Consider the following 26,802-nt stretch of genomic DNA (forward strand, 5'->3'; position numbering starts at 1 on the left):
CCGGGCAGGTGGTGGTCAGGCGCGGACGATGCTCTCGGCCAGGTTCCACGGGCGCCCGTCGACCAGGTCGGTGCCCTTGGAGACGAAACGGTTGACCGCACACTCGGGCCGCAGCACGGCGCTCACGAGGCCGGAGTCGACGACCACCGGCTCGGGGCGGCTGATGACGCCGTCGAAGGGCCGCTCCCAGCCTGAGCCCCAGAGGGTGAAGTTGTGCGACAGCGGCACGAGGACGCCGCCGGGCAGCTCCGGCGTACGCGGGCCCGCGGTGACCACGTTGAGGCGGTTCTCCGCGGCGCGCTCGAGCAGCAGCGGGTCGAGGTCGACGCGCGCCTCAGGGGTGAAGGGCGCCGCCACGACGTCGGCGTCCTGCAGCGCCACCAGGCGGAACGTCTCCGGGTAGAGGGCGTCGTCGCCGACGACCACGGCCAGGCGACCCCACGCCACGTCGAGCACCTCCACGGCGTCGCCGAGGTCAGTGACCCAGTCCGCGTGACGGGCGCTGCGGTGCAGCTGCTTCTGGCGCCCGACGATGCCGTCGGCCGAGACCACCACACCGACGTGGGCGCCGTCGGCGACCACCGAGGTGACGACGAGCGTCTCCGTTCCGGCGAGAGCCTGCGCGATGGACTCCACCGTGAGGTCCGCGGACTCCTCGGCGGTGCCGACACCGCCGCGGGAGGCGAGCTCGGGCAGGACGACGAGCTGGACGCCGTCGGCGACCGCCTTCGCCAGCAGCTCAGCCGCGTCCTCCCCCGGTGCCGGGGAGATGGAGGCGGCCGTGACCTGGGCTGCTCCGGCAGGCGCCTGACGCCCACGGGGAGCCTCGGCGATCGGGCCGTACAGCTCGGGGCGGCGCGAGGCGAACACGTCGGTGCCGTCCTTGCGTCGCTTGTCCAGGGCCAGCTCGACGTCGATGTCCGCGACGACGACAGCCTCGCCGGTCGTGGGGCCGATCGCGACGACGGTGCCGTCGGGAGCCACGATCTGGGCCTCCCCCACTCCGTGCAGGCGCTCGACCGGTACGCCGACCTTGGCGGCCACGGCCTCGATGCTGTGGGCGGGCACGAGCGGTCCGACCTTGTTGGCGGCGACGACCCAGACCTTGTTCTCGATCGCACGGACCGGCACGTGCAGGGTGGCCTCGTCCAGGGCGAAGGAGTTGATGCTGTTGAGCAGCACAGTGCCGCCGTCGAGGGCCAGCATGCGCGGGGTCTCGTTGATGACGCCGTCCATGCAGGAGTAGAGGCCGAAGGTCGCGACGTCGGTCTCCACGAGTGGTGCCCGCTCGACGGCAGGGTCGAGGTGGTCGCGCTCGCTGCCCATCAGGACCTGCTTGTCGCTCACCGAGACGATGGCGCCCGAGGGGTCGAAGAGCACGTTGGAGCCGCTGACGCGGCCGTCCTCCCGCAGGAGGGTCACGTTGACCATGAGGTGGATCTGGTGGCTGGCTGCTCGTTCACCGAGCGCCGCGAGGAAGGGCCCGTCCAGCGTCAGCGCCTTGCTGCGAGCGTGCTCGCGGCCCGAGTACCACGACACATGGTTGCTGAACTCGGGCAGGACGACGACCTTGGCACCGGCGGCTGCGGCCTCGTCGGTCATCCGCAGACAGGTGGCGAGGTTGGCCTCGACGTCTTCGGTGACGGCGAACTGAACAGCAGCGACGCGAAGCGACACGTGGTCTCCTATATATCCGATACGATCTGTACAGATCTTGCCACACCCCCTTGGCCCCCATCAGAAGACGTCGGAAAGAGGAACCATGTCCAACGACGTGTCCCCGCCCGAGACCTCAGCCACCACGAGCGCCGTGACCTCGCCCGTGGAGATGAAGGTGTTCGCGCGCAAGCCCCCCCAGCTCGTCGACGTCAACAAGGACGCTCCGTTCGGCTGGTGGCCCGCCATCGTGATCGCCCTGGTGGCGTTCATCGACCGCGTCGAGGTCAACCTCATCGCAGGCGCCCTGCCTGCGATCAAGGAGCACTTCGAGATCAGCAACACCCTTGCGGGTGCCATCCCCACCGCGGCGTCGATCGCCGGCGCGATCCTCGTGCTGCCCGCCGGGCGTCTGGCCGACCGCGCGCCGCGCGTGATCACGATCGCCCTGGTCGTGCTGGCCTGGGCCCTCCTCTCCATCGGCAGCGGCCTGGCCGTCTCCTTCATCATGTTCTTCATCGTCCGCGTGATGATCGGTGGCGCCGGCCAGCTGTACAACCCGCCCGCGTCGTCACTGCTGGCCGACTACTACCCGCCGAAGAGCCGGGCCAAGGCCTACGGCTTCGAGCGCGCGGGCTACTACATGGGTCTGCCTGCCGGCGTGATCCTGGGCGGCATCATCGCCGACGCCTTCGACTGGCGCACCGTCTTCTTCGTCGCGGCCGTCCCCGGCCTCCTCGTCGCCCTGATCGTGCTCACGGTGAAGGACCCGATCCGTGGCATCGGCGACCGCCTGGAGCACGCCCGCACCGGCAACGTGGCCGCCTCCCAGGCCGAGCACGTCACCGACACCCGCTCCATCTGGGTCCAGACGCGCGAGCTGCTCCGCATCCCCACCCTGCGCGGCGTGACCGTCGCCCTGGCCTGCCTCTCCCTGGGCGTGGCCGGCCTCTTCTACTGGATCCCGACCTTCCTGGTCGAGGTCGAGGGCGTCACCGCCGCCACGGGTTCGTCCCTCTCCGGCGCGGTGGGCGGCACCGGCATCGTCATCGGCATCGTGCTGGGCTCGAAGATCGGCGACAAGTACCACGGCATCCGCCGCGGCTGGCGCATCAACGTCTCGGCCCTCTTCCTGCTCGTCGGCGCCATCGGCCTGACCGGCACCGTGCTCCTGCCCGGCGTCGAGGTCCGCAGCGCCATGATCGCGCTCGCCTGCATCGGATTCGCGGCGGCGATCCCCAACATGACGGCCGCCAACGCCGACGTCCTGCCGGCCAACGGTCGCGGCATGGGCTTCGCGGTGCTGACCTTCCTGGTCACGCTCGGCGGTTCGGCCGGTCCGCTCCTGATCGGTGTCGCCTCGGACGCCATCCACGCCGCCACGGACCTGACCTACTCGGCCTCGCTGCAGTTCGCGATGCTCATCCTGCTCCCGCCGCTCTTCATCTGCATCGGCGTGGCGCTGAAGATCCGCCACACCTACGACGACGACGCCGCCAAGGCCATGGCCTCCGGCGCCGGCGCCGGGGCCCCGGTGGCTCACTGACACCCTCGGCCGGGCCGCCCCTGGCGTGCCCGGCCGAGCACGACGAAGGGCTCCACCCCAAGCGGGGTGGAGCCCTTCGTCGTTCCCGGGCGACGGCCCGGGCGTCAGTCCAGGAAGCGTACGAGGGCCTCGCCCTCGATCTGCGGCGGAAGGCCGCGACGCGGGATGACCGCGTACTGCTGCGACTGGAGCCACACGACCTCGACGTCGACGTCGAACCCGTCCTCGGGCACCTCGTGGACCAGCTCGAGGTGCCCGACGAGACCGTCGGTCTCCTCCCGCACCGTCCCGGGCGTCAGGCGCCGGACGTCGATCGTCCCGGCAGCCAGGGAGTCCCCCTCGACCCAGCCACCGCCGGAGCCGGAGTAGAAGACGACCGCACGCGTGCCGTCCTCGCTCGACGTCGCCGCACGCAGGGCACGCGGGGTCACCACCAGCACCTCACCACCACCGACCCGGTGGCCGCTCATCGTCAGGCCACCGGCCAGCGGCACGAGCTCCTCGCCGGCGGGCTGGGTCCCGGAAGCGGGCCTGGCCCAGCCGTCGGGGAAGGCCAGCAGGACCGTGCGGGTCCCCCGCTGGAGGTCGACGTGCAGGGGATACATCCGCACGGTGCCCTCGGCGCCGGCGATCGACGCCTCCAGCCACTCGTGCTGGTCGCTGGTGAGGTCGACGATGCTCACGGGGTGCTCCTCTTCGGCTGTGGGTCAGTCGAGGAAGCGTACGAGAGCGCGTCCCTCGCCCTGCGGCACGGGCTCCCCCGCCGGCACGACGGCGTAGGCCTGCGACTCGAACCAGACGACCTCGACGTCCTGGTCCAGGACGGCACCGGCGACGTCGTCGCGCAGCTCGATCCGACCGTGGAGCCCTTCGGCCGGCTCACGGACGAATCCGGGAGCGAGGTCGATCAGCGTGCTGGTGCCCGAGACGAGGTCCTCCCCGTCCACCCAGCCGCCTGCGGCCCCGGTGAACCAGACCACGGCACGGGTGCCGTCGAGCGTCGAGGTGTCCGCACGAAGGGCGCGCGGGGTGATGACGAGGAGCTGCCCCGGCCGGGCCGTCACACCGCTGACGGTGAGGGCACCCGTCAGGGTGACCATCTCCTCGCCCGCGGGCTGGGTGCCGACGGCGTCACGGCGCCAGCCGTCGGGGAAGGCGACGAGCACGGTGCGTACGCCGCGGGCCTCGTCGGAGTGGAGCATGCTCATCCGGGCCTTGAGGTCAGCACCGGCGATCGCGGCCTCGAACCACGCGAGGTCGGTCGAGGTGAGGTCGATCAGGGTCATCGGTTCTCCTTCTGCGCCGCGAGTGCCTCGAAGCGACTGAGCACCTCGGCCTCGCTGACCACGTCTGCGTACTTGGCGTTGAGGTCGAAGAGGTTCTGGTCGTGCGTGGCCTCCTCGCGGTCGCCACTGGCGTCGGCGATCACCTGCGGGCGGAAGCCGTGCTGGAGGGCGTCGAGGGCGGTGGCGCGGACGCACCCGCTGGTGGAGAACCCGAAGACGTACGGGGTGTCGATGCCCAGGGCACGCAGCGTGGAGGCCAGCGAGGTGCCGAAGAAGCCGGAGGCGTACTGCTTGGCCACCACGATCTCGCCGGGCAGCGGCGCCGGGCCGTCGACGGGGAACTCCCCGAGCGGGTTGCCCACCTCGAAGACCTTCAGCGAGGGCACCTTCTTCGCGAACCAACCGGCGTCGGCGAGCCCGGGCTGCAGGACGACCTGGGTGAAGAGCACCGGTACGCCCGCCTCCCGCGCCGCGTCGACCACGCGGGACGCACTGGCACGGGCGGCCTCGAAGCGACCGCTGGTGTCGGAGAGCGGGGACTCGGGGTCGAGGTAGGCGCGGCAGACGTCGATCACCAGCAGCGCCGGGGAGTCCCCGGCGCCGAGGTGCCCCTGGAATCCGGCGGCGGCGCTGTCCTGGGTGCGGTCCATCGTCAGATGATCCCGCGCTCGGCCAGGCCGGCCCTCTCCTCGGCGCTCAGGCCGAGGAGGTCGCCGTAGACGTCGTCGTTGTGCGCACCCATCTCCGGGCCGGTCCACCGGATCGAGCCGGGGGTGGCGGAGAGCTTGGGCACGACGTTCTGCATCCGCAGCTGGCCGAAGTTGGCGTCGGGGACCTGGACGATCGACTCGCGCGCCTGGAAGTGCGGGTCCTCGAGCATGTCGGCCGCCTTGTAGATCCGACCTGCGGGGATGCCGCCCTCATCCATGAGGCGGAGCAGCTCCTCGGCGTCGACCGTCTTCGTCCACTCCGAGATGAGGTCGTCGAGCTCGGTCTGCGCCTGGCCGCGGCCGACGTGGGTGGAGTACTGGTGTCCGGGCTCCGACCACTCAGGCTTGCCCATGATCGCGAAGAGGCGCGAGGAGACCGAGTCCTGGTTGGCGGCGATCAGGATCAGCTGGTCGTCCTTCGTCGGGTAGACGTTGGAGGGCGCCACGTTGGGCAGGATCGCCCCGGTGCGCTCACGCTGGTAGCCGGCGATGTCCCACTCGGTGACGAGCGACTCCATCATCGCGAGCACGGACTCGTAGATCGAGGCGTCGACGACCTGGCCCTCACCGGTGACGGAACGACGCTGCAGCGCCGACAGCGCACCCACGGTCGCGTGCATGGCGGCCAGCGAGTCACCGATCGAGATGCCGGCGCGCGACGGCTGACGGTCCGGGTCGCCGAGCACGTAGCGCAGGCCGCCCATGGCCTCACCGATCGAGCCGTAGCCCGCACGGTTGGAGTAGGGGCCGGTCTGGCCGTAGCCGGTCACCCGCACCAGGATGATCCCGGGGTTGACCTCCTTGAGCCGCTCGTAGGAGAGGTTCCACTTCTCGAAGGTCCCGGCACGGAAGTTCTCGACGATGATGTCGGCCTCGGCCACGAGCTTGAGGAAGAGCTCCTGCCCCTCCTCCTCGCGGAGGTTGAGCGTGACGGCACGCTTGTTGCGGCCCACCACGGGCCACCACAGCGACTTGCCGTCGGTGCGGCCCCACTGACGCATCGGGTCGCCCATGCCGGGCGCCTCGACCTTGATCACGTCGGCGCCCTGGTCCGCCATCAGGGTCGCGGCGAACGGCCCGGCGAGCAGCTGACCCGCCTCGAGAACGCGAACTCCGGCCAACGGCCCTGCCACAGGAGAGGAAGTCGTCATGCATCGGATCATATATCCGATATCATCGGCTCGCACACGTTGGCGTCACACCCGGACGGAGTCCCATGACTGGCGAAGAGATCCCTGCCTCGACGATCCCCGTGGTGGAGATCGTAGAGGTTGCCCCGCGCGACGGGCTGCAGAACGAGAAGAAGGTCCTGCCCACCGAGATCAAGGCCGAGCTCGTACGCCGCAGCCTGGACGCCGGACTGCGTCGCATCGAGGTCACCGCCTTCGCGCGGCCCGACCGCGTGCCGCAGATGGCCGACGCCGAGGCGCTCCTGTCCGAGGTCACCTCCGACCCGCGGCTGACCTCGATCGGCCTGGTGCTCAACCGCAAGGGCCTCGACCGCGCCGTCGCTGCGGGCTGCGACGAGATCACCGCCGTCGTGGTGGCCTCCGACGGCCTGGCCCTGCGCAACCAGGGCGCTGACACGAAGGCCCAGATCGAGGCGTGGCACACCATCGCCGCCGACGCCCGGGAGGCGGGGATCAAGGCCAGCGTCATCATCGCTGCCGCCTTCGGTTGCCCGTTCGACGGGGAGGTCTCCACCGAGCGGGTGCTCGAGGTCGCCAAGGGCGTCCTGGACGCCGGCCCGGACGAGCTCGCCATCGCCGACACGATCGGCGTGGGCGTGCCCGCCCAGGTGCGGGCCATCGTCGGCGGCATCCGCCAGCTCGACGCCGACATCCAGCTGCGTGCCCACTTCCACAACACCCGCAACACGGGCTACGCCAACGCACTGGCCGCGGTGGAGTCGGGCGTCACCGTGCTCGACGCCTCGACGGGCGGGATCGGCGGATGTCCCTTCGCCCCCGGCGCGACGGGCAACATCGGCACCGAGGACCTCCTCTACCTGCTCGATCGCTCGGGCGTCCGCACCAGCACCGCGATCGACGCGTCGCAGGTCGCCGCGACCGGCACCTGGATCAGCGACCAGCTCGGCCTCCCCCAGGCGCCGGCCATGCTCGGCCGCGCTGGCTGGTTCCCGGCGCCCTGACGCCGGGTCACCGCAGTCCCTTCCAGACCGCCCGGCTCCACGACTCGAACCTCGTCACCACTCCCACGGCACGTGCCTCCATCCCCCGTGCCTCGATCCCCAGGAGACTCCATGACCCTCATCCCCGGAGGCGCACCCCTCTCCATCGCCTCGGGCGTGCGCGAGTTCGCCGAGGCGACTCCCGACCGCGTCGCCGTGATCGACGGTGACCGGACGCTGACCTTCGCCGCGCTCGACGAGCGCGCCAGCAGGCTGGCCAACCACCTGACCTCCAGCGGTCTGGGCGTGGGCGACCGCGTGGCGGTGCTGCTGGGCAACCGGTTGGAGTACCCGGAGATCGCGGCGGGCATCGCCAAGGCCGGACTGGTCATGGTGCCGCTCAACCCGCGCCTGACCCCGGCCGAGGCTCGCTACATCCTGGAGCACTCGGAGTCGCGCGCCATCGTCCTCGACGAGGCACTGAGCACGATCGTCGCCGACAGCGTCAGCCACCTCGGACTCTCGGCGACCGTGCTCGACGGCACGACCCTGGGTGCGGCGTACGAGGAGGCCCTGGCCGCCGCCTCCGACGTCGACCCGAGGGTCGAGGTGCCCGAGCTCGACCCGTTCTGCATCACCTACACCTCCGGGACCACCGGCAAGCCCAAGGGCGTGCTGATCTCCCACCGCTCGCGGGTGCTCACCTTCTACATGTCGGCACTGGAGTACGGCCTCGGGGCGGGCCGCGTCTCGGCCGCCGTCGCGCCGATGTACCACGGCGCAGGTTTCGCGTTCGGCTACGCGCCCGTCTTCACCGGCGGAACGGTGACGATGCTGCGCAAGTGGGACCCCCAGGGCTTCCTCGACCTGGTCGAGAAGGATCGCGTGCAGTCCGCCTTCCTGGTGCCGACGATGGCGCAGGGCATCCGCTCGCTCGGACCCGACGCCGTGCCTGCCAAGGACCTCTCGAGCCTCGACACCTTGTACTTCAACGCCGCCGCCCTCCCCCACGCGCTGAAGGAGTGGGTGATGGACACCTTCCCCGGCGTCGGCGTCCACGAGCTCTACGGCTCCACCGAGTCGGGCGTGATCACCAACCTCCGCCCGGTGCACATGCGCGCCAAGTCCGGCTCGGTCGGCCACGCCTGGTACATGACGGAGATCCGGATCGTCGACGAGCAGGGCAACGAGGTCGCGCCCGGCCAGCCCGGCGAGCTGTTCAGCCGCTCCCCCTACCTGATGAACGGCTACCTCAAGAACCCCGAGGCCACCGCCGAGTGCACCACCGAGGACGGCTTCGTCACCTGCGGCGACATCGCCGTGCGCGACGAGCAGGGCTTCATCTCGATCGTCGACCGCAAGAAGGACCTGATCATCTCGGGAGGCACCAACGTCTACCCGCGTGAGATCGAGGAGGTCCTGGCCACCCACCCGGCCGTCGTCGAGACCGCGGTCGTCGGCGAGGCCGACGAGCAGTGGGGCGAGACGGTGGTCTGCCACGTCGTGCTGCGCCCGGGCCACGAGCTGGACACCGCCGCACTGGAGTCGCACTGCCGCGGCGAGCTGGCCGGCTACAAGATCCCCCGTCGCTGGTACGCCATCGACGCCCTGCCGCGCAACGCCGGCGGCAAGGTCTCCAAGCGCGACCTCGCTCCCCCGGCCTGACCCACCCGGCGCAAGGACGCGCAGTGCCGAATTGTTCAGCAGGAATCTGCGCGTTCCACTTGACGATACATTTTGTACCGATATTCTTTGTCTCACTTCACCTCGGCGTCCCCCCTGATGCCCTGAACCATCGGAGATCACATGCGTCCCCATGTTGAGCTGATCCAGGAGAACGACTACGTCTGGCACGCTGCAGAGCTGCCCGGCGGCGAGGGTCGCGCTTCCGAGCGCCGCCTCTCCGTGGACGAGGAGGACGGCTCCTCCTCGCTGCGCGTCGACTTCCACACCGACTGGGGTCGCGGCCCCGGCATCCACCACGCCAACACCGAGTACTACGTGCTCGAGGGCGAGATCAACTACGGCGGCCAGAAGATCGGCAAGGGCGGCTACGTCTACGCCCCGAAGGGCGTGCCGGTCGACTACATCAAGATCGCCGAGGGCACCCGCATCCTGAAGTACCGCGAGTACGGTGACGCCGGCTTCGACGCCGTCGACTCCCTCGCCGGCGCCCAGCGCTGGGCGGACGCTCGCGAGGACGCCATCGTCATCGACACCGAGGCCATGAAGTGGGACGCCGTCCCCAACCCCGGCCCGATGCCCGGCATGTACATCAAGTACCTGCACGTCGACCCGGTCACCGGCTTCTACACCCGCCTCGTCCACGCCCAGGAGGGCTGGAGCGACCACCGCCTCGCGCACCACCCGTGCTACGAGGAGGCGTACACCACCCAGGGCCACATGGAGTACAACTTCGGCACCCTGGACCTGGGCACGTACTTCTTCCGCCCGGCACGCGTGAAGCACGGCCACTTCACCACCATGGAGGGTGGCGCCACCTGGCTGCTGCGCTCCGACGGCGAGCTGAAGAACTGGTACACCCAGAACGAGTGGGTCCGCTGGGGCGGCGAGGCCTTCAACTACGGCCCCGAGGGCCTGGAGGAGCACCCGCACCCGGCTCGCCGCTGGTCCATGTCGTCGCACGACATGGGTGAGCCGTGGCGTACCGAGGAGGACATCCGCCAGCTGAACACCTCGCTGCAGTTCCAGCTCGACCAGGGCCACGACGGCCCGGCGATCAAGCACCACGGCACCGGCTCCGACGCCTCCGTCATCGCCATGATGAAGGCCATGGACGCCGCGCAGCTCCAGGGCGGCCACGGTCACGAGCACGACCACGACCACGACCACGACCACTCGCACGACCACGACCACTCGCACGACGGTGAGCACACCCACGAGGACGCCCCCGCCGAGCGCGAGTCCATCACCCTCAACTGGGGATGGTCGGGTCGCGACACCGAGGACCCCGAGGACCGCACCGCTGCCGACCAGCACATCTGGGGCCGTCGACTCAACTGGAAGGACGGAGACCCGATCCCGGCTCCGATCCTCTCCTCCCTCCCCGTCCGCAGCCGGTCCACGGGCCGCTGGGACGGCGACGGAATGTGATCGGGCGTACCTGAGTGATTTCCCCCCTGCTCCACAGCGCAACCTCTGCGGCGGTCGAGGTCTCCTCGGCCGCCGCGGCGGAGCCCATCCACGGCCTGAGCATGTTCACCGTGGCGATCATCCTGCACATCGTGCTCTTCGTGTACTGGCTCGGCGGTGACCTCGGCGTCTACTACTCGAGCCGCTTCATCATCAAGCCCGAGCTCCAGCCCGAGACCCGCGCGATCGCGGCCAAGATCATGGTCGGCTGCGACATGGCGCCACGTTTCTCCCTGATCCTCTTCGGGGCCAGCGGCGTGACGCTCATGTACTACGGGCCGCTCGGCGACAAGTTCTTCTTCACCGGCTGGATGCTCGCCCTGGTCTGGGTCGCGACCCTGGCCTGGGTCTTCGTCTCGCTGCAGGAGCACCTGCAGTCGGGCAAGAAGTCGCACCACTTCTTCCACACCTCCGACCTGGTGATCCGCTACCTCGCCGCTGCCCTCCTGGTCGGCATGGGGGCGTACGCGATCATCGCCTCGGAACCGTTCGGCGTGGACACCAACCCGAAGTGGCTCGGCACCAAGGTGCTGTTCTACGGCCTGTCGATCTTCTGCGGCATCATGATCCGCCGCGCCCTCAAGCCGTTCGGGCCCTCGTTCGGGGCCCTGATGACCACCGGCTCGACCCCCGAGGTCGAGAACGGCATCGTCGGTTCCATCCGACGATCGGAGCCCTGGGTCTACGCGATCTGGTTCTTCGTGCTGGCAGCAGCGATCTTGGGCGTGATCAAGCCCGGTTTCGTCGGCTGACCCACCAGCAGGGCAAGGCCCGGTCCCCCACAGGGGGCCGGGCCTTCGTCATTTCCTCCACGGCACCGCCGGGGCCGCGTACGACAAGGGCCGCGTACGACAAGGGCCCGGGACCCCGTCCGGAGTCCCGGGCCCTCAGCCACGGCGTCCTTGTGTCAGGCCGCGCCGCCCAGGCGGGTGCCGAGCAGGCGACCGAAGGTCAGCGCAGGGGTCACCAGCATGCCGGAGCAGAAGGTGTTGCCACAGGTCGCGCCGGCGCCGATGACCTCGCCGATGGCGTACAGGCCCTCGATCGGCTCACCCGACTCGTCACGCACCCGGAAGTCCGCGTCGATGTCGAGGCCGGTGAAGGTGACCAGGGTGATCGCGTGGTTGCGGATCGCGTAGAACGGACCCTGGGCGATGGGAGCAGGCAGGTACGTCCGCCCGAACTGCGGGTCGCTGCCGTCGGCCACCGCGGCGTTGTAGGCCTCGACCTGGGCGACCAGGCCGGCCTCGTCGATACCGGCCTTGCGTGCCAGCTCCTCGAGCGTCGCGGCGGAGTGGACGCCCGGACGCGTGTCGGCCACGGCGCGCACCTCGTCGGGCTCCTTGCCCACGATCATCTGGTTGAGGTCGCCGGTGGAGAGCTCAAGGGCGGCGTCGTCGAAGACCGTCCAGAACGTCTGGTCCGCGATCGTGGCGAGCGCGCGCTCCTTCTCGTCGATCGACTCCTCGTCCTCGGCGACCCAGCGCTGGCCGAACTTGTCGACGTAGATCTCCCGCGGCGGACGCTCGGAGGTCAGGCGCTGCCGGTCGTTCCAGTTCGCACGGCCGGGGGTCTGCGGGTCGGGCAGGCCACCGAAGGTCGGCAGGTAGGTGCCCTCGCCCTGGAGACCGGCGCCGATCGACTGGCCGAGCAGGATGCCGTCGCCCGTGCTGGTCCTCGCCGTGGCGGAGACCAAGGGTGCGCCGTCGAACTCCATGAAGAGCTCGGGCTCGGCGCCGTAGCCGCCGGTCGACAGCACCACGGTGCCGTGCACCTCGACCTCGGCCCCGCCGTGGTAGACGCCGACGCCGATGACCCGGCCCTCATCGTCAGTGAGCAGCTCGGTGACCGGGGAGGAGGTCCAGACCTCGAGGTCGTGCTCGGCGACGCAGGCGTCGAGCTCCTTCTGAAGCACCTCGAGGATCGACAGCCCCTCGTCCTTGCCGTAGTGGGTGCGCGCCGTCTCGTAGGGCTCGTGGCCGTAGATGATCCGAGGGCTCTCGGGCGCGAACGGGAAGTCGCGGTCGGTGAGCCACTCAAGGGTCTCGGGGGCGTTGCGGGCCACGATCTCGACCAGGTCGTCTCGGGCGGTGCCCTTGGTGATCCGGTGGATGTCGGCCAGGTGCATCTCAGGGTTGTCGACGATGCCCCGCTCGGCCTGTCGGCGGGTACCGCCGGCCGCCATGTGCCCTCCGGTGATGTGCAGGGTACCGCCGATCTTGGCGTCCTTCTCCACGAGCAGGACACGTGCACCGCCCTGGGCGGCGTGGATGGCACAGGGGATCCCGGCCGTGCCGGCTCCCACCACGACGACGTCGACGACATGTGGCTCGGTGATGACGACACCTTCTCTCTCACGCGATCGGAAACTGTCTCTATCATATAGACGTTGTCTGCCCAGGCGGCCTGAACCCGCCCCCCAGGTCCCTCCGCGGGCGCTCTTCTGGGGTAGATTGCCCCTTGAAACAAGGTTTCGCTAGTCGGAACAAAGGAGAGCACGTGACTTCTGGGCCCCTCGCCGGTATCCGCGTCATCGACGCGTCCACGATCCTCGCTGGCCCCCTGGCCTGCCAGATCCTGGGCGACTACGGCGCCGACGTCGTCAAGATCGAGCACCCCACCAAGCCCGACGGCATGCGTGGCCACGGCCCCGCCGTCGACGGCACCCCGATCTGGTGGAAGGAGGTCGCGCGCAACAAGCAGACGATCGGCCTCAGCCTCTCGGTCCCCGAAGGTGCCGAGCTCTTCCTCCGACTCGCGGCCACGGCCGACGTGGTGGTCGAGAACTTCCGCCCCGGCACCCTCGAGAAGTGGGGCGTGGGCCCGGAGCAGCTGCACGCCGTCAACCCCGGCCTCGTCATCGTGCGGATCACCGGATTCGGGCAGACCGGCCCCTACGCCTCGCGCGCCGGCTTCGGCACGCTGGCCGAGTCGATGAGCGGCTTCGCGCACCTCACCGGCCAGCCCGACGGCCCTCCGACCCTGCCCGCCTTCGGGCTCGCGGACTCGATCTGCGGCATCGCCGCCTCCTCCGCGGTCTCGATGGCCCTGCTGGCCCGCGAGAAGAACGGCGGTCAGGGCCAGGTCATCGACATGGACCTGCTCTCCCCGATCATGACCGCCGTCGGCCCCGGCCCGACCGTCTACCAGCAGACGGGCGTGGTCGGCATGCGCCACGGCAACCGTTCGACCAACAACGCGCCGCGCAACACGTACCAGACCTCTGACGGCCACTGGGTCGCGATCTCCACGAGCGCCCAGGCGATCGCGGAGCGCGTGATGGTCCTCGTCGGCCACCCCGAGGTGATCGAGGAGCCCTGGTTCGCGGCCGGCAACACCCGCGCCCAGCACACCGACGAGCTCGACGAGATGGTCGGCTCGTGGATCGGCGCCCGTACGCGCGACGAGGTCGTCGACGCGTTCACCGAGGCCGGTGCGGCGATCGCCCCGATCTACTCCGCCAAGGAGATCGTCGAGGACCCGCACATCCGCGAGACGCAGATGCTCACCGAGGTCGACGACGCCGACTTCGGTCCGCTGCTCCAGCACAACGTGATGTGGCGGATGTCGGAGACCCCCGGCTCGATCCGCTTCACCGGTCGCAAGCACGGCGAGGACACCGACGAGGTCCTCACCGGACTCGGGCTCGACGCCGAGAAGCTGGCCGACCTGCGCGAGCGCAACGTCATTCGTTGAGCCAGCCGCCCCTGCACCCCTGACCAGAACCACGGAAGAACGAGGACCGATGACCACCTCCGTCACGACCCAGCTGCTGGACGCCGCTGCCCAGGGCCTGGAGATCTTCGACCTGGGCCGCACGCTCACCGTCGGCATGCCCCAGTCGCCCAACCACCCGGCGTACTGGCACGCGATGCCGCGTCGCCACGGTGACATGACCCGCGGCGACGGCGGCTCGGCCGCCAACGACATGATCTCGATGGGCACCCACGTCGGCACCCACGTCGACGCCCTCGCGCACGTCTCCCAGGACGGCAAGCTCTACGGCGACGTCGACGCCTACGACGCGCAGGTCGGCGGCAAGTTCGTCGAGCACGGCGCGCACACCATCGAGCCGATGGTCCGCCGCGGCGTCCTGCTCGACGTGCCCGGCACCCTGGGTGTCGGTCGCCTCGAGCCCGGCCAGGAGATCACGGTCGACGACCTGAAGGCGACCCTGGAGAAGCAGGGCACCGAGATCCGCGAGGGCGACGTCGTCCTGGTGCGCTCCGGCTGGGGCCAGCACTTCGACAACGGCGACGGTGACACCTACCGCGGTCTGTCCACCGGCGTGCCCGGTGTCTCCGACTCCGGCGCCACCTTCCTGGCCGACTTCGGCATCCACGCCACCGGCGCCGACACGATCGCCTACGAGCAGCTCAAGCCCGGCGCCGGCCACGGCCTGCTGCCGGCGCACCGCGTGCTCCTGGTCGAGCGTGGCATCTACATCATCGAGGCGATGGACCTGGAGAAGCTGGCAGCGGGTCTGGCCGGCTCCTCCTACGAGTTCCTCTTCGTGATGAGCCCGCTGAAGTTCTTCGGCGCCACCGGCTCGCCCGTGCGCCCGCTGGCGGTGGTCGGCGCGTGACGACCTACTCCCCCGCCCCCGACGCGCGTCCCGAGGGCAACCCGACGTACGCCCCCGACGGCGGCCCGACGCTGGCCCAGCAGATCGGCGCCTTCGCCGAGCACTGCGCCACCCACGGGATCCCCCCCGAGGTCACGGCCTCGGTCGGCCAGCGCACCCTCGACATCCTGGGTCTCTGCGTCGCCGCCCACCGCCTGCCCACCAGCGCCGCGGCGATCGACCACGTCCTCGACCAGGGTGGCCACCCGCAGGCGACCATCGTCGGCGTCCCGACGAAGGTCAACGCCGCACAGGCCGCCTTCGCCAACGGCGTGCTCGCCCACTCCCTCGACTACGACGACACCCACCTGCCGTCGGTCCTGCACCCCAGCGCGTCCGTGGTCCCGGCCGCCCTGGCGGCTGCGGAGCACGCCGGCGCCTCCGGTGAGCTGACCAGCCGGGCGATCGCCGTCGGCATCGAGGTCGCGGTCCGCCTCGGCATGGCCGGCTACGACGCCGAGCTCGGCAACTCCGTCTTCTTCGAGCACGGCCAGCACGCCACCTCCATCACCGGCGCGATGGGCTCCTCGGTCGCCGCCGCGATGATCTACGGCCTCGACGCCAAGGGCATCGCCGACGTCCTGGGGATCACCGCCTCCATGGCCGCCGGCGTCATCGAGGCCAACCGCACCGGTGGCACGGTCAAGCGCCTCCACTGCGGCGTCGCGGCCCAGGCCGGCGTCACCGCCGCCCAGCTGGTCAAGCGCGGCTTCACCGGCCCGCCGACCGTCCTGGAGGGCCGCTTCGGCTTCTTCCAGGGATGGTTGCACGGCCAGTTCTTCCCCACCGCGATCACCGAGGGCCTCGGCCAGGAGTGGTCGGTGCCGGGCATCTTCTTCAAGCCCTACCCGGCCAACCACTTCACCCACACCACCGTCGACGCCGGCATCGCCTTCCGTGAGCAGGGCATCACGCCCGAGATGGTCGAGTCGGTCGTCGTGGGTGTGGCCGGTTCGACCGTGCGCACCATCGGTGAGCCGATCGAGGTCAAGCGCACCCCCGACACCGGGTACCAGGCGCAGTTCTCCGGACCGTACGCCTTCGCTGCCGGCCTGATCGGCGGCGGCGGCCTCGCGACCGGACTGGACGACTACAGCGACGAGCTCGCCCAGGACCCGGCGCGTCGGGCCCTCATGGCGAAGGTCGACGTCGTCGCCGACGAGAAGTGCAACGACATCTTCCCGTTCCAGTTCCCGGCGGTCGTCACGCTGCGTACGACCGACGGACGTGAGCTGGTCCAGGAGGTGCTCACCAACCGCGGCGGGCCCGCCCGTCCGCTGAGCGACGCCGAGCTCAGCCGCAAGTTCGCGGACAACGTGGCCGGTCGCGTGGCCGACGACGTCGCAGCCGCCGTGAGCACCCAGGTGCTCGCCCTCCAGGACGCCACCGACCTTCCCGGTGTCCTGGCCCCCCTCTCCACCTTCATCACCGACACCGAGGAGTCCAAGTGAGCGAGCTCGACCTCATCATCACCAACGTCCAGGCCGTCCTGCCTGGCCAGGCCGAGCCGCAGAGCGTCGACCTCGGCATCAAGGACGGCAAGTTCGCCCGCATCGAGGCCAACCTGGACCCGGCACTGGCCGACGCCGTCGTCGACGGTGGCGGCAAGACCGCCTTCCCGGGCGTCGTCGACGCCCACCAGCACTGGGGCATCTACAACCCGCTGCCCACCGACGTCCGCACCGAGTCGCGCGCCTCGGCGCAGGGCGGTGTGACCACGTCGCTCTCCTACATGCGTTCGGGCCAGTACTACCTCAACAAGTCGGGCGACTACGCCGAGTTCTTCCCCGAGGTGCTGGACCTGACCGCCGGCAACGCCGCGATCGACTACACCTACCACCTCGCGCCGATGAGCAAGTCGCAGATCGCCGAGATCCCGGCCCTGGTCAAGGACCACGGCGTGACCTCGTTCAAGGTCTTCATGTTCTACGGCTCCTACGGCCTGCACGGCCGCAGCGAGGACCAGTCGAAGTTCCTCATGACGCCCGAGGGTGAGCGCTACGACTACGCGCACTTCGAGTTCGTGATGCGTGGCGTGCAGAAGGCCCGCGAGGAGAACCCCGAGATCGCCGACCAGATCTCGCTCTCCCTGCACTGCGAGACCGCCGAGATCATGGCTGCCTACACCAAGATGGTCGAGGAGGACGGCACCCTGACGGGCCTGCCCGCCTACTCCGCGTCGCGTCCCCCGCACTCGGAGGGCCTGGCCGTCACGATCGCCTCCTACCTGGCGCACGAGACCAACCTGCCGACGATCAACCTGCTGCACCTCACCTCCCGCAAGGCCGTCGAGGCTGCGCTGACGATGGCTGCCGCCTTCCCGCACATCGACTTCCGTCGTGAGGTCACCGTGGGCCACCTGCTGGCCGACTGCGACACCGCCCACGGTGTCGGCGGCAAGGTCAACCCGCCGCTGCGTCCGCGCGAGGACGTCGAGGCGCTGTGGGGCTACCTGCTCGACGGCAAGATCGACTGGGTCGTCTCCGACCACGCCTGCTGCAAGGAGGAGCTCAAGTTCGGCGAGCCCAAGGACGACGTCTTCGTCGCCAAGTCGGGCTTCGGCGGCGCCGAGTACCTGCTCGCCGGCATGGTCTCCGAGGGTCGCAAGCGCGGCCTCTCGCTGGGCCGCATCGCCGAGCTCACCGCCCAGAACCCGGCCGAGCGCTACGGCCTGGGCAAGACCAAGGGCTCCATCGCCGTGGGCAAGGACGCCGACGTCGCGCTCGTCGACCTGGCGACCGACTGGACCGTCCGCGCCGAGGAGTCGGTCTCCTCGCAGGAGTACACCCCGTTCGAGGGCGCCGAGCTGACCGCCAAGGTCACCGACACCTTCCTGCGCGGCACGCAGATCATGATCGACGGCGTCGTCACCGACGAGACCAACGGCCGCTACCTGGCCCGTCCCACCGCCTGAGCCCAGTCACTGATCAAGGCACCACCCCACTGAGGTGGGCGCACCGGGAAGCCGGGGCGCCCACCTCGGCGCATTTCACCGCTCCGGACTGTCGCAGATCGTCAAGCCACTCGTCGCTGGAGCATGGTCGACTGGAGACATGGACCCGAACGAGAAGACCTTGACCGACTTCCGCAGCCTGCTCGACGAGTTCAGTGAGGTGGTCGCACGTGCGAACGAGAGCTGGGACTCCCCCAGTCCGTGCGAGGGCTGGACATCCGGTGACGTCCTCGACCACGTGATCGACTCCGAACGTGACTTCTTCGCCAGCCATGACCTCGCCCTGGGCGCCCGCCCCACGGGCACACCCGAGGAGGTGTGGCGCGCCCACGTCTCGGCGGTCAACTCCGCACTGACCGGCCCGGAGGTGTTGGCCGGCGAGTTCGACGGCTTCTTCGGACGGAGCACGATCGGCGCCACGCTGGCGACCTTCTTCAACCTGGACCTGGTGATCCACCGCTGGGACCTCGCCAGTGCCCTGGGGACCGGCACCGTGCTCACCGACCACGAGATGGACCTGGCCGAGTCCGCGCTCGACACGCTGGGCGACGCGATCTACGCCCACGGCGCGTGCGCGGCAGCGGTCGACCTGCCCGCAGACGCCACCCGTCAGGTACGCCTGATCGCTCGTACCGGGCGCGACCCCCGGGCGTGGAGCTCGAACCGAGCCTGACGGGCGAGCGCCGCAGGCAGGGCGCCGCCACCGTTCAGACCGTTTGCAGCACCAGGTGCGGGATCCCGTGCGGCGGCGTCAGCACCGCGGCGCGCACCTGGCCGAACGGGGCCAGCTCGATGCCGGCCTCTCCTCCGAGGCAGTCACCGGCCCGCTCGCGGAGCGCATCCAGGTCGTTGACCGTCAGGACCGAGCCGAGGAGACCGCGACGCGGCGCGACGCTCTGGCCCAGGAGCGACGGCCCGGAGTGACCGGTGCCGTAGTCGACGATGTTGATGTAGGGCTCGTCGCGCGCGAAGCCGACGGTGCTGGAGGTGACCTTGAGCTTCTCCGCGACGCCGACCAGCTCACTGAAGGAGTCGTCCTCGAAGGCGTACTCGAAGACGACGCCCCACCCCAGGACCTCGCGGTAGAAGTCGATGCTCGGCTGGCCCACCGCGCCCAGCGGGGCGGAGATCGAGCAGACCTCGCTGACGATGCGGTCGCGCACCTGCGCGAAGCCCGTGAAGAAGTCGCGGGGCCCGCTCAGGAAGGCGGTGACCACGCCGTCGGGTCCGGGCAGGTGGGCCTCGCGGAAGGCACCCTCGTCGAGGTCGTAGCCGGCCTCGGAGTGCTCCACGTGGTAGCCCAGCTCGCGGGCGTGTGCGACGGCCGCGTCGAGGTCGGGGGCGTAGAAGTCGATCACCCGGAAGGCGTCACGGTGCAGCCGCGTCTCCGCGGTGCGGATCTGCTCGTCGGAGCCCGGTTCGAAGAGGCAGAGCACGGTGCCGGCGAGCACACCGGGGGTGCGCAGCGTACGCAGCTCCACAGCTCCGGCGTCTGCGCCGAAGAGGGTGCGGGTGACGTCCTCGGGGAGGCGGGCTGCGCCGCTCTCCTCCATGCCGAAGACGTCGCAGTACAGGCGGGTGTGCGGTGCCGCGTCTCCGGTGGAGACCAACGGTCCGTACATGTGCGCCTCGAGCAAGGTCAGGCCTCCCAGCCGGTTCGTCGTGACAGTTCGCGGGTGACGTCGAGCAACGCGGCACGCAGCTCGTCCACCTCGCTGAGGAATCGTTCTGCAGGACCGCAGACGCTGACCACCGCGATCGCGTGGCCCTCGTGGTTGCGCACCGGCGCCGCCACCGAGGCGGCGCCCTCCTTGCGCTCGGCGACCGACATGGCCCAGCCCACGTCGCGGATGTGCAACAGGTCCGCGCGCAGGGTGGCCGGGTCGACGATGGTGGAGGGAGTCATCACCTCGAGGTCGCCCTGGGCCAGGTAGTCGTTGATCCGCTCGGCCGACTGGAAGGCGAGCATCGCTCGCGAGGAGGCGCCGGCGTGCAGGGCGTACGGCTCGCCGAGGGTCACCGACATGATGACCTCACGGTCGGGGGTGACCTGGTCGACGTAGATCCGCGAACGCTTGCCGAGCGGGATCGACAGCGTCGCCGTCTCACCGGTGCGCTGGCAGAGCTCCTGGAGGCTCGGTCGCGCGAGCTGGCGGACGTCGATCTTGTCGAGGTAGCTGAGGCCGAGGCGCATCGCCGCCACACCGAGGGAGTAGCGGTGGGTCCGCTCGTCGAGGTCGACGAGGCCGCGGCTGCGCAGCGACGCCAGGACGCGGTGCACTGCTGCCTTGGGCAGCCCCAGGCCCTCGGCGATCTCGGTGATGCCGAGGTCGTGGCCGGGAACCGCGGTGAAGTGCAGCAGGACGTCGGCCGCCCGCTCCACGGTGGCGATCGTCGTGCTGCCAGCGCTCTCTGCCCTGTTCATGCGATGCCTCACTCCCGACGTGGCCCCACGCGTTTCGATCAGTGGAACTATGTTCCATAATCGCACGACAGTCCGCCAATGACACGCAGGAGCGCAGAGCGATGGATCCCGTCACCTCGACCAGGGCCGTGGTGCTGGCCTCCGTCCCCCACGGCGCCCCGCGGGCCGAGGACTTCGCCCTCACGACGCTGCCGGTGGCGGCCCCTGCCGACGGCCAGGCGCTGGTGCGTGTCCTGGACCTCAGCCTCGACCCGTTCATCCGCTCCACCCTCGGCGGCACCCACCTCGGCGACCGCGCGGTCGGCGTCGGTGACGTCGTCGGCGGACGCTCGGTGGCCGAGGTGGTCGCCTCCCCCGACGGGTCGCTGTCCCCGGGGCAGCTCGTCCTCGTCGAGACCGGCTGGGTGGAGCACGCCGTCGTCGACGCCGCCACCGCACTCCCGGTCAGGGTCCCCGAAGGCGTCCCCACCTCGGCTGCGCTCGGTGCGCTCGGCATGCCCGGACTGACGGCGTACGCAGCCCTCGTGCGGCACGTCCGCCCGGAACCCGGCGAGAGCGTCGTCGTCGCGTCGGCCACCGGGGGCGTCGGATCCCTGGCTGGGCAGCTCACCGTGGCTCGCGGCGCTCGGGCCGTGGCCATCGTCGGCTCCGAGGAGAAGGCCGCTCTGGCGACCGAGGAGCTGGGTTACGCCGCTGCCCTGCTGCGCACCTCCCCCACCTTCGCCGACGACCTGCGCGCCGCGTGCCCCGACCGGGTCAACGGATACCTCCACATGGGCGACCAGGCGACCCTCGACGCGGTGATGGAGCAGCTCGCCGTCGGCGCCCGCGTCTCCCTGATCGGGGTGCCCGACCAGAACAACGGCGCCGCCCCCACGCGCATGCGCGTCGGCGCGGTCATGGCGGCGCGCGCCGAGGTGCACGGCATGGTCGTCTACGACCACCACGACCTCGCCGCCGACCACGTGGCCGAGGTCGGCGCCAAGCTCGCCGCCGGCGAGTTCTCGATGCCCGAGGACCGCACCGTCGGCCTGGAGCAGGCCGGTGCCGCGTTCGCCGCGATGATGAGCGGGGGCAACATCGGCAAGGTGGTCGTCGAGGTCGCCGCGCGCTGACGATGTGACCGGACTCCCTCGTCCCGATGTGCGCGAAGCACCTCCGCAGTTGGGTCCGGATCACTAGCATCGTCTCCATGGGGATCGGTGACGTGCGCGTGGACGACCTGCACTCGGCGACCCGTCGGTGGCAGCAGTCTCTCGAGGGTCCCGAGACCCCCGAGCCGCACAGCTCCCTGGCCTCCGACGACGCGGCGTGCCCGCCGCTGCCGTGCAGCCGGATCGCCTGGCACAGCCTGCACGCCGCGGTTGCGGCCTTCGACCGCGCTCTCGATGCCCTGGAGGCGCCGGAGACCGACGGCTCCGCGGTGCTGGACGAGCTGCGTACGTCGCTCGTGCACGCCTCGCACGCCGTCGTCGTGCTCGCCCTGCCACGCCGCGAGCGGACCGACTTCGCCATGCGCATCGCATGGTCGGCGCTCGACGGCGCCCCCGACGACCCGGGCATCGCCGCCCTGGTCGCCTTCCCGATCCCCCTGGCGGCGCGCGAGATCGCGCGACTGCTGGATGAGCGTCACTTCAGGGCCTCCCCGCGCTGGACCGACCGGGCGTCGGTCCGCGTCGCTGGTGACCACGTTGCCTCGCGCGTCGCCGACCGGGCGCTCTTCGAGGACGTCGTCCGCTTCGTCTGGGCCAACGACACCACCGCGGCCCCGCTGCGCGACGACCTGGTGACCAGCGCCGAGAGCATCAGCGAAGTCGTGGACCGCGCGGTGACGCTGTGGCGTACGCGGCGTCTCGCGCCGCTGCGGGACGACGTGGCGGCCTCCAGCGCCGACTCGCCCCTGGGCGTGCCTGCCGCGCTGGTGCCGATCCGCCGCTGAGCGCCCCCGTGCTCGACGACCTCCTCGTCCCTGCCGGAGCCGTCAGCTCCCGGACGACGTCGTGGGTCGGACCAGCGGTCTTCGTGGCGGGCGGCGTCCACGCCTGAGCCGTGTCACGGACGGGCGGCGCAGGAGACGCACCGTCGTGCCGTCGGCCTCGCCTCCAACCGCTCGGGCGGGATCGGCTCACCGCAGTGCTCGCAGACGCCGTACGTGCCCGCCTCGACCCGCCGCAACGCCTCGTCGATCTCGTCCAGCTGCCCCCGGGCCTGGGCGGCCAACGCCGCGATCTGGGAGCGCTCGAAGGCGATCGTGGCGCCCTCGGGGTCGTGCTCGTCGTCCGCGTTGGTGTCCTTCGACGCCGCGACGACGGACTCGTGGTCACTGGTCAGGCCCGCCAGGCGCTGCAACGTACGCGCGCGCTCCTGCTCCAGCAGCTCGCGACGAGTGTCCACGCGGTCCATCCTGCCCCGGCCCTCAACCCGGTCGTGCCTGTCAGCCGGGGAACCCCGCGGACGAGGGGTCGAAGCCGAAGGGCAGCTCCAGGCGATGGGTCGCCATGGTCTGCACGTCGCTCATGACGTCGCGGGTGGGGCCGTCGACCACGATGACCCCGTCGGAGAGGATCACCGCCCGCTCGCAGAGCTCCAGGGCGTACGGCAGGTCGTGGGTGACCATCAGCACGGTGACGTCGAGTGAGCGCAGGATGTCGGCGAGCTCGCGACGTGACGCGGGGTCCAGGTTGGACGACGGCTCGTCCAGCACCAGGATCTCTGGCTCCATCGCCAGGACCGTGGCCACCGCCACCCGCCGGCGCTGGCCGTAGCTGAGGTGGTGCGGCGCCCGGTCGGCGAAGTCAGCCATCCCGACCTGGCCCAGGGCATGCATGACACGACGATCGAGCTCTGCTCCCCTGAGCCCCAGGTTGGCCGGGCCGAAGGCGACGTCCTCGCGGACCCGCGGCATGAAGAGCTGGTCGTCGGGGTCCTGGAAGACGACGCCGACGCGGCGACGGATCTCCTTCAGGTTCTCCTTCGTCACGGGCAGCCCCGAGACCGCAACATGGCCGGCTCCGGCGCGCAGGATGCCGTTGAGGTGGTGCACCAGGGTGGTCTTGCCGGCGCCGTTGGGCCCCAGCAGGGCCACGCGCTCGCCCCGATGCACGTGCAGGTCGACCCCGAAGAGCGCCTGGTGCCCGTCGGGATAGGCGTAGGCCAGCCCGCTGACCTCGAGCACGGGGGTGCTCACGGGAGCCGTCCGGTGTAGCCGCGCGAGAGCATCGCGAGGTGGACCCGCTCCCCCCGCTCGTAGGACCGGATGAAGAGCGCTCCGGCTGACTTCGCCAGGACGGGCCAGTGCCGCGGGTCGCGGGCGTTGAACCCGCGCGAGGCAAGAGCCACCTGCTGACGGCGCAGGTCGTCCCCGACGACGTCGAGGTAACGAATCATGAAGCCCATGATCTGCACCATCGTGTCGGGCAGCCGCAGCCGGGTCAGGCCGCGGAGCAGGTCCGGGGGCTCGGTGGTGGAGGCCAGGGTCAGTCCGGCGATGACGCCCAGCGTCGCCTTCACCAGGAGGGTCCAGGCCGCCAGCAGGCCCGACTCGCTCACCATCAGGCCCAGCACCTCGACCCGGGGACCTCGGGCGATGAACGGCATCAGGAGGGCGAAGACGACGAAGGGAACCTCGACGACCATGCGCTTGACGATGTGCATCGGCGGTACCTGGGAGATCGCGACCACCGCCATCAGCATCACGAGGTAGACCGCGAACGCACCGAACCACCGTCCTGGCGTCGCCACCACGATGAGCATGAAGGTGACGAGCGCCGCGATCTTGAGGTGCGGCGCCATCCGATGCACTGGCGAGTGGCCGTGAAAGGTCAGCTTGTGTGCGTGGTCGGCTCCCACGGGTCAGTCCCGGTCCGCGGCAGCGGGGGCGTCGTCAACATCCGCCGCAGCGCCGTCCGCGGCAGCGGCATGGCGGCGCCGCAGGGCGTACGCCAGTCCCCCGGCCACGGCAAGGGTCACGAGCACCCCGATCACGCCGGCGAGCCCTCCCGAGAGCCGGGCGTCGTCGACGCCCTTCACGGCGTAGTCGGCCAACGGGCCGTCGGCGGCGGCGTGGTCCTCAGCAGTGTCACCGAAACCCGTGGACTCAGCCACGTATTCCAGACCGTCGGGGTGGGAGGAGGCGTAGTAGCTCACGACCCCGGCGATCACCAGGGCCACCGCACCGAGCACGAGGAACAGGCGGCGACTGCTGGCGGTGGTGGACTCAGGCGCGGACGTCCTCATGCGCGGGCTCCTCGGGGTCGCAGCTCGAGGGTCGAGGCGGACAGCACTGGGCGAGCTGCGTACACCAGGTCCGGGCGCGTCGCCACGACCGAGCCCACCACGAGACCGGTGATGAGGGCCTCGCCGACGCCGATCACGGTGTGCCAGCCGACCATGGCGGCGAGCACGGTGCCGGTCGAGACGTCCGCGACCCCGCCCACGGCGAAGAGGAGGGTGAAGACCGTCGCGGCGGCCGGCACGGAGACCAGTGCACCCACAGCAGCGGCGATCGGGATGGAGGCCACGCGCTTCGGCAGTACGGCACGGACGCCGACGATGACCAGCCAACCCACCCCCACGCCCACGACGCCCATCAGGGTGATGTTGGTGCCGAGAGCTGTCAGGCCCCCGTCTGCGAAGAGGAGCGCCTGGACGAGCAGCACCACGGAGATGACCAGGACCCCGGTCCAGGGACCGACGAGCGCGGCTGCCAGGGCGCCACCGAGCAGATGCCCACTCGTCCCTGCACCCACCGGGAAGTTCACCATCTGGGTGGCGAAGACGAAGGCGGCCACGAGTCCGGCCAGTGGTGCGGTCCGGTCGTCCAGCTCACGCCGCGCCCCGCGCAGCGCCAACCCCACTGCGGCGACGGCCACGAGGCCCGTGGCGACCGAGGTCGGGGCATTCAGGAAACCATCAGGCACGTGCACGGGCATCTCCCCTGCTGCTCAGCGGCGGCCGACCGACCCCCTTGTTGCAAAGCATGTGCAACAACCGTACGCCTCCTGGGCCGGGCGGACCAGAGCTCTCCCGGCCTCCGCATGGAAGCCACCTGCGTGGGGTAGGTGACCACGGACCGGATCTCCGGATCACGCTCCACAGAGAGGCTTCTTCCCATGACGCACCACGACAAGCCCGACAAGCACGACAAGCACGACGAGGCAACGAGCGAGGGCCAGGTCAGTGAGTCGGAGGCAAACCCCACGCCTCCTGCTGCCGACCCGGCCAGCACGCCCGGCGTCAAGGACACCCCGCAGACGCCGCCGGACCACGAGGAGCCGCGCGGACAATGACGCGCTCGACGGCCGTCACCGATGGAGCGGGGGCAGGCTGCTCCCGCCCCGCTCGGGGATGCCGCTGAGCACGGCCTCCAGCGCGTCGACTCCGCTGTGGTGCGGCTCCCAGTCCAGCTCCGTGCGCGCCCGCTCGGAGGAGAGGACGGGGAGCCGCATCAGCGCGTCGAGAAGGGCGCCCGGCGCCCCCACGGCCCGCAGGTGCCAGGCGGCGCTGAGCAGGTGGCTGGTCAACCGTGGCGACACCTCGACCGTGCGAGCGGAGAGCAGGTCGCCCAGCTCCACCCGCGTGATCAGGCCGTCGGCAGCCAGGTTGAAGGCACCGCGTACGTCCCGGCTTGCTGCCGCCGTGAAGGCCCGGCCAACGTCGCCGGCATGCACCGCCTGGAAGCGCAGGCCACGAGGGACCGGGACCAACGGGATCAGCTCCTTGCGGAGCATCGGGGGGCGCAGCAGCGGCCCGGCGAAGATGCGGCGCTGCTCGCTGGCGGCCGAGCGTTGGAAGACGAAGGCAGGGCGCATCCGGACCAGCCGGACGTCGGGGTGCGCGGCCTCGAAGCTGTCGAAGAGGCGCTCGTTGTAGGCCTTCTCGCGACAGTAGGCCGCGGTGGAGGCGCCGTCGGTGGCCCACTCCTCCGTGACGGGGGCATCGTCCGCCGCCGGCGAGTAGGCCGCGATGGAGGAAGCGAGCACCACGGCCGGCACGCCAGCGCGGTGGACGGCCTCCAGGACCCGCTTGGTGCCGAGGACGTTGGTCTCCCACGTCTCCTCGGGCGCATGGGTGGGCTGGAACTTCCAGGCCACGTGGACGACCGCGTCGGCGCCGCTCAGAAGGGGCACGAGGTCGTCACGGGTGACGTCCGCCTCGCGCCACGTCACCGTGCCCTCCCCCGACCCAGGCAGGTCCGGGGCCCGGCGGGCCACCCCCACGACCTGGTGCTTCCCGTGGGCCGTGGCCTCGCGCAGCACGGCAGACCCAATGTTTCCCGACGCTCCGATCACCACGAACTTCATGGAGGGCCGGTACCCA

Annotated in this window: 27 protein-coding genes; 13 read left to right on the forward strand and 14 right to left on the reverse strand. The window is 70.6% G+C overall.

What is annotated here, in order from left to right:
* Positions 1–15 precede the first annotated feature (15 nt).
* On the reverse strand, positions 16–1,677 hold the full coding sequence (locus tag FCL41_RS08900; protein ID WP_212723110.1) for a carbon-nitrogen hydrolase family protein: 1,662 nt from the start codon (positions 1,675–1,677) through the stop codon (positions 16–18).
* A gap of 85 nt (positions 1,678–1,762) precedes the next feature.
* Here FCL41_RS08900 and FCL41_RS08905 point away from each other — a divergent pair, with 85 nt between their 5' ends.
* Positions 1,763–3,202 carry an MFS transporter gene (locus FCL41_RS08905; RefSeq protein ID WP_137065702.1) on the forward strand — a complete coding sequence of 480 codons (1,440 nt, stop codon included), beginning with the start codon at positions 1,763–1,765 and terminating at the stop codon, positions 3,200–3,202.
* A gap of 104 nt (positions 3,203–3,306) precedes the next feature.
* Here FCL41_RS08905 and FCL41_RS08910 read toward each other — a convergent pair whose 3' ends face one another.
* The 4 genes from FCL41_RS08910 to FCL41_RS08925 are packed head-to-tail and all read right to left on the reverse strand — an operon-like array spanning position 3,307 to position 6,349.
* The gene (locus tag FCL41_RS08910; RefSeq protein ID WP_137065703.1) at positions 3,307–3,885 is read right to left on the reverse strand and encodes a hypothetical protein; all 579 of its coding nucleotides are present in this window, start codon (positions 3,883–3,885) and stop codon (positions 3,307–3,309) included.
* Between the two features lie 24 nt (positions 3,886–3,909).
* A complete protein-coding gene (locus FCL41_RS08915; protein ID WP_137065704.1) occupies positions 3,910–4,488 on the reverse strand; it encodes a hypothetical protein in 579 nt (192 codons plus the stop codon).
* Entirely contained in the window at positions 4,485–5,138 is a 654-nt protein-coding gene (locus FCL41_RS08920) for an isochorismatase family protein (RefSeq protein WP_137065705.1), read from the reverse strand. The genes FCL41_RS08915 and FCL41_RS08920 overlap by 4 nt, the downstream gene beginning before the upstream one ends.
* A 2-nt stretch (positions 5,139–5,140) precedes the next feature.
* Complete coding sequence (locus FCL41_RS08925) at positions 5,141–6,349, reverse strand: CaiB/BaiF CoA transferase family protein (protein ID WP_137065706.1); 1,209 nt, start codon at positions 6,347–6,349, stop codon at positions 5,141–5,143.
* 101 nt (positions 6,350–6,450) lie between these two features.
* Here FCL41_RS08925 and FCL41_RS08930 point away from each other — a divergent pair, with 101 nt between their 5' ends.
* The 4 genes from FCL41_RS08930 (at position 6,451) to FCL41_RS08945 (ending at position 11,234) form a co-directional block, all read left to right on the forward strand.
* Positions 6,451–7,350 carry a hydroxymethylglutaryl-CoA lyase gene (locus FCL41_RS08930; protein ID WP_217496783.1) on the forward strand — a complete coding sequence of 300 codons (900 nt, stop codon included), beginning with the start codon at positions 6,451–6,453 and terminating at the stop codon, positions 7,348–7,350.
* A gap of 111 nt (positions 7,351–7,461) precedes the next feature.
* The gene (locus tag FCL41_RS08935; protein ID WP_137065708.1) at positions 7,462–8,994 is read left to right on the forward strand and encodes a class I adenylate-forming enzyme family protein; all 1,533 of its coding nucleotides are present in this window, start codon (positions 7,462–7,464) and stop codon (positions 8,992–8,994) included.
* A gap of 141 nt (positions 8,995–9,135) precedes the next feature.
* Positions 9,136–10,443 carry a DUF4437 domain-containing protein gene (locus FCL41_RS08940; protein WP_137065709.1) on the forward strand — a complete coding sequence of 436 codons (1,308 nt, stop codon included), beginning with the start codon at positions 9,136–9,138 and terminating at the stop codon, positions 10,441–10,443.
* A 14-nt stretch (positions 10,444–10,457) separates the two neighbouring features.
* A complete protein-coding gene (locus tag FCL41_RS08945) occupies positions 10,458–11,234 on the forward strand; it encodes a hypothetical protein (protein WP_137065710.1) in 777 nt (258 codons plus the stop codon).
* 155 nt (positions 11,235–11,389) lie between these two features.
* On the opposite strand, the gene FCL41_RS08950 is transcribed toward FCL41_RS08945, so the two are convergent.
* Complete coding sequence (locus tag FCL41_RS08950) at positions 11,390–12,787, reverse strand: FAD-dependent oxidoreductase (RefSeq protein ID WP_239021587.1); 1,398 nt, start codon at positions 12,785–12,787, stop codon at positions 11,390–11,392.
* A 194-nt stretch (positions 12,788–12,981) separates the two neighbouring features.
* Between FCL41_RS08950 and FCL41_RS08955 the strand changes: the two genes are divergently transcribed.
* The 5 genes from FCL41_RS08955 (at position 12,982) to FCL41_RS08975 (ending at position 18,732) form a co-directional block, all read left to right on the forward strand.
* Positions 12,982–14,178 carry a CaiB/BaiF CoA transferase family protein gene (locus FCL41_RS08955; protein ID WP_137065712.1) on the forward strand — a complete coding sequence of 399 codons (1,197 nt, stop codon included), beginning with the start codon at positions 12,982–12,984 and terminating at the stop codon, positions 14,176–14,178.
* A gap of 49 nt (positions 14,179–14,227) precedes the next feature.
* Positions 14,228–15,067, forward strand: a complete 840-nt coding sequence (locus FCL41_RS08960) for a cyclase family protein (protein ID WP_137065713.1) — start codon at positions 14,228–14,230, stop codon at positions 15,065–15,067.
* A complete protein-coding gene (locus tag FCL41_RS08965; protein WP_212723111.1) occupies positions 15,064–16,557 on the forward strand; it encodes an MmgE/PrpD family protein in 1,494 nt (497 codons plus the stop codon). Before FCL41_RS08960 ends, FCL41_RS08965 begins: the two co-directional genes overlap by 4 nt.
* Complete coding sequence (locus tag FCL41_RS08970) at positions 16,554–18,020, forward strand: dihydroorotase (RefSeq protein WP_137065714.1); 1,467 nt, start codon at positions 16,554–16,556, stop codon at positions 18,018–18,020. The genes FCL41_RS08965 and FCL41_RS08970 overlap by 4 nt, the downstream gene beginning before the upstream one ends.
* A 139-nt stretch (positions 18,021–18,159) precedes the next feature.
* Complete coding sequence (locus tag FCL41_RS08975) at positions 18,160–18,732, forward strand: maleylpyruvate isomerase family mycothiol-dependent enzyme (protein WP_137065715.1); 573 nt, start codon at positions 18,160–18,162, stop codon at positions 18,730–18,732.
* Positions 18,733–18,766: 34 nt separating this feature from the next.
* On the opposite strand, the gene FCL41_RS08980 is transcribed toward FCL41_RS08975, so the two are convergent.
* Positions 18,767–19,681: a VOC family protein gene (locus FCL41_RS08980; RefSeq protein WP_137065716.1), complete on the reverse strand. Its 915-nt coding sequence runs from the start codon at positions 19,679–19,681 to the stop codon at positions 18,767–18,769.
* Between the two features lie 17 nt (positions 19,682–19,698).
* Positions 19,699–20,484 carry an IclR family transcriptional regulator gene (locus FCL41_RS08985; protein ID WP_137065717.1) on the reverse strand — a complete coding sequence of 262 codons (786 nt, stop codon included), beginning with the start codon at positions 20,482–20,484 and terminating at the stop codon, positions 19,699–19,701.
* 101 nt (positions 20,485–20,585) lie between these two features.
* Here FCL41_RS08985 and FCL41_RS08990 point away from each other — a divergent pair, with 101 nt between their 5' ends.
* Together FCL41_RS08990 and FCL41_RS08995 are read left to right on the forward strand one after the other, a co-directional pair.
* Entirely contained in the window at positions 20,586–21,599 is a 1,014-nt protein-coding gene (locus FCL41_RS08990) for an MDR family NADP-dependent oxidoreductase (protein WP_137065718.1), read from the forward strand.
* A gap of 77 nt (positions 21,600–21,676) precedes the next feature.
* A complete protein-coding gene (locus tag FCL41_RS08995; RefSeq protein WP_137065719.1) occupies positions 21,677–22,423 on the forward strand; it encodes a hypothetical protein in 747 nt (248 codons plus the stop codon).
* A 113-nt stretch (positions 22,424–22,536) separates the two neighbouring features.
* Here FCL41_RS08995 and FCL41_RS09000 read toward each other — a convergent pair whose 3' ends face one another.
* From FCL41_RS09000 to FCL41_RS17040, 5 genes are read right to left on the reverse strand one after another with little or no spacing between them, the layout of a single operon-like run.
* Positions 22,537–22,887: a TraR/DksA family transcriptional regulator gene (locus FCL41_RS09000; RefSeq protein WP_137065720.1), complete on the reverse strand. Its 351-nt coding sequence runs from the start codon at positions 22,885–22,887 to the stop codon at positions 22,537–22,539.
* 31 nt (positions 22,888–22,918) lie between these two features.
* Positions 22,919–23,671, reverse strand: coding sequence for an energy-coupling factor ABC transporter ATP-binding protein (locus tag FCL41_RS09005; RefSeq protein ID WP_137065721.1), 753 nt, complete (start codon positions 23,669–23,671; stop codon positions 22,919–22,921).
* A complete protein-coding gene (gene cbiQ, locus FCL41_RS09010; RefSeq protein ID WP_137065722.1) occupies positions 23,668–24,333 on the reverse strand; it encodes a cobalt ECF transporter T component CbiQ in 666 nt (221 codons plus the stop codon). The genes FCL41_RS09005 and cbiQ overlap by 4 nt, the downstream gene beginning before the upstream one ends.
* 3 nt (positions 24,334–24,336) lie before the next feature.
* Positions 24,337–24,720, reverse strand: coding sequence for a PDGLE domain-containing protein (locus tag FCL41_RS17035; RefSeq protein WP_170970237.1), 384 nt, complete (start codon positions 24,718–24,720; stop codon positions 24,337–24,339).
* On the reverse strand, positions 24,717–25,415 hold the full coding sequence (locus FCL41_RS17040; protein ID WP_239021589.1) for an energy-coupling factor ABC transporter permease: 699 nt from the start codon (positions 25,413–25,415) through the stop codon (positions 24,717–24,719). The genes FCL41_RS17035 and FCL41_RS17040 overlap by 4 nt, the downstream gene beginning before the upstream one ends.
* Positions 25,416–25,595: 180 nt before the next feature.
* On the opposite strand from FCL41_RS17040, the gene FCL41_RS17045 reads away from it, so the two are divergent.
* Positions 25,596–25,772: a hypothetical protein gene (locus FCL41_RS17045; protein WP_170970238.1), complete on the forward strand. Its 177-nt coding sequence runs from the start codon at positions 25,596–25,598 to the stop codon at positions 25,770–25,772.
* Between the two features lie 15 nt (positions 25,773–25,787).
* Here FCL41_RS17045 and FCL41_RS09020 read toward each other — a convergent pair whose 3' ends face one another.
* On the reverse strand, positions 25,788–26,786 hold the full coding sequence (locus FCL41_RS09020; RefSeq protein ID WP_137065723.1) for an NAD-dependent epimerase/dehydratase family protein: 999 nt from the start codon (positions 26,784–26,786) through the stop codon (positions 25,788–25,790).
* Positions 26,787–26,802 lie beyond the last annotated feature (16 nt).

Source organism: Nocardioides jishulii (genome assembly GCF_006007965.1).
Taxonomy (GTDB): domain Bacteria; phylum Actinomycetota; class Actinomycetes; order Propionibacteriales; family Nocardioidaceae; genus Nocardioides; species Nocardioides jishulii.

What these genes read in the sequence shown, in the direction of transcription:
- FCL41_RS08905 (WP_137065702.1), top strand. Translation starts at nt 1,763, where the DNA reads ATGTCCAACGACGTGTCCCCGCCCGAGACCTCAGCCACCACGAGCGCC.
- FCL41_RS08915 (WP_137065704.1), bottom strand. Translation starts at nt 4,488, where the DNA reads ATGACCCTGATCGACCTCACCTCGACCGACCTCGCGTGGTTCGAGGCC.
- FCL41_RS08920 (WP_137065705.1), bottom strand. Translation starts at nt 5,138, where the DNA reads ATGGACCGCACCCAGGACAGCGCCGCCGCCGGATTCCAGGGGCACCTC.
- FCL41_RS08925 (WP_137065706.1), bottom strand. Translation starts at nt 6,349, where the DNA reads ATGACGACTTCCTCTCCTGTGGCAGGGCCGTTGGCCGGAGTTCGCGTT.
- FCL41_RS08935 (WP_137065708.1), top strand. Translation starts at nt 7,462, where the DNA reads ATGACCCTCATCCCCGGAGGCGCACCCCTCTCCATCGCCTCGGGCGTG.
- FCL41_RS08940 (WP_137065709.1), top strand. Translation starts at nt 9,136, where the DNA reads ATGCGTCCCCATGTTGAGCTGATCCAGGAGAACGACTACGTCTGGCAC.
- FCL41_RS08960 (WP_137065713.1), top strand. Translation starts at nt 14,228, where the DNA reads ATGACCACCTCCGTCACGACCCAGCTGCTGGACGCCGCTGCCCAGGGC.
- FCL41_RS08975 (WP_137065715.1), top strand. Translation starts at nt 18,160, where the DNA reads ATGGACCCGAACGAGAAGACCTTGACCGACTTCCGCAGCCTGCTCGAC.
- FCL41_RS08980 (WP_137065716.1), bottom strand. Translation starts at nt 19,681, where the DNA reads ATGTACGGACCGTTGGTCTCCACCGGAGACGCGGCACCGCACACCCGC.
- FCL41_RS08985 (WP_137065717.1), bottom strand. Translation starts at nt 20,484, where the DNA reads ATGAACAGGGCAGAGAGCGCTGGCAGCACGACGATCGCCACCGTGGAG.
- FCL41_RS08990 (WP_137065718.1), top strand. Translation starts at nt 20,586, where the DNA reads ATGGATCCCGTCACCTCGACCAGGGCCGTGGTGCTGGCCTCCGTCCCC.
- FCL41_RS08995 (WP_137065719.1), top strand. Translation starts at nt 21,677, where the DNA reads ATGGGGATCGGTGACGTGCGCGTGGACGACCTGCACTCGGCGACCCGT.
- FCL41_RS09000 (WP_137065720.1), bottom strand. Translation starts at nt 22,887, where the DNA reads ATGGACCGCGTGGACACTCGTCGCGAGCTGCTGGAGCAGGAGCGCGCG.
- FCL41_RS17035 (WP_170970237.1), bottom strand. Translation starts at nt 24,720, where the DNA reads ATGAGGACGTCCGCGCCTGAGTCCACCACCGCCAGCAGTCGCCGCCTG.
- FCL41_RS17040 (WP_239021589.1), bottom strand. Translation starts at nt 25,415, where the DNA reads ATGCCCGTGCACGTGCCTGATGGTTTCCTGAATGCCCCGACCTCGGTC.
- FCL41_RS17045 (WP_170970238.1), top strand. Translation starts at nt 25,596, where the DNA reads ATGACGCACCACGACAAGCCCGACAAGCACGACAAGCACGACGAGGCA.
- FCL41_RS09020 (WP_137065723.1), bottom strand. Translation starts at nt 26,786, where the DNA reads ATGAAGTTCGTGGTGATCGGAGCGTCGGGAAACATTGGGTCTGCCGTG.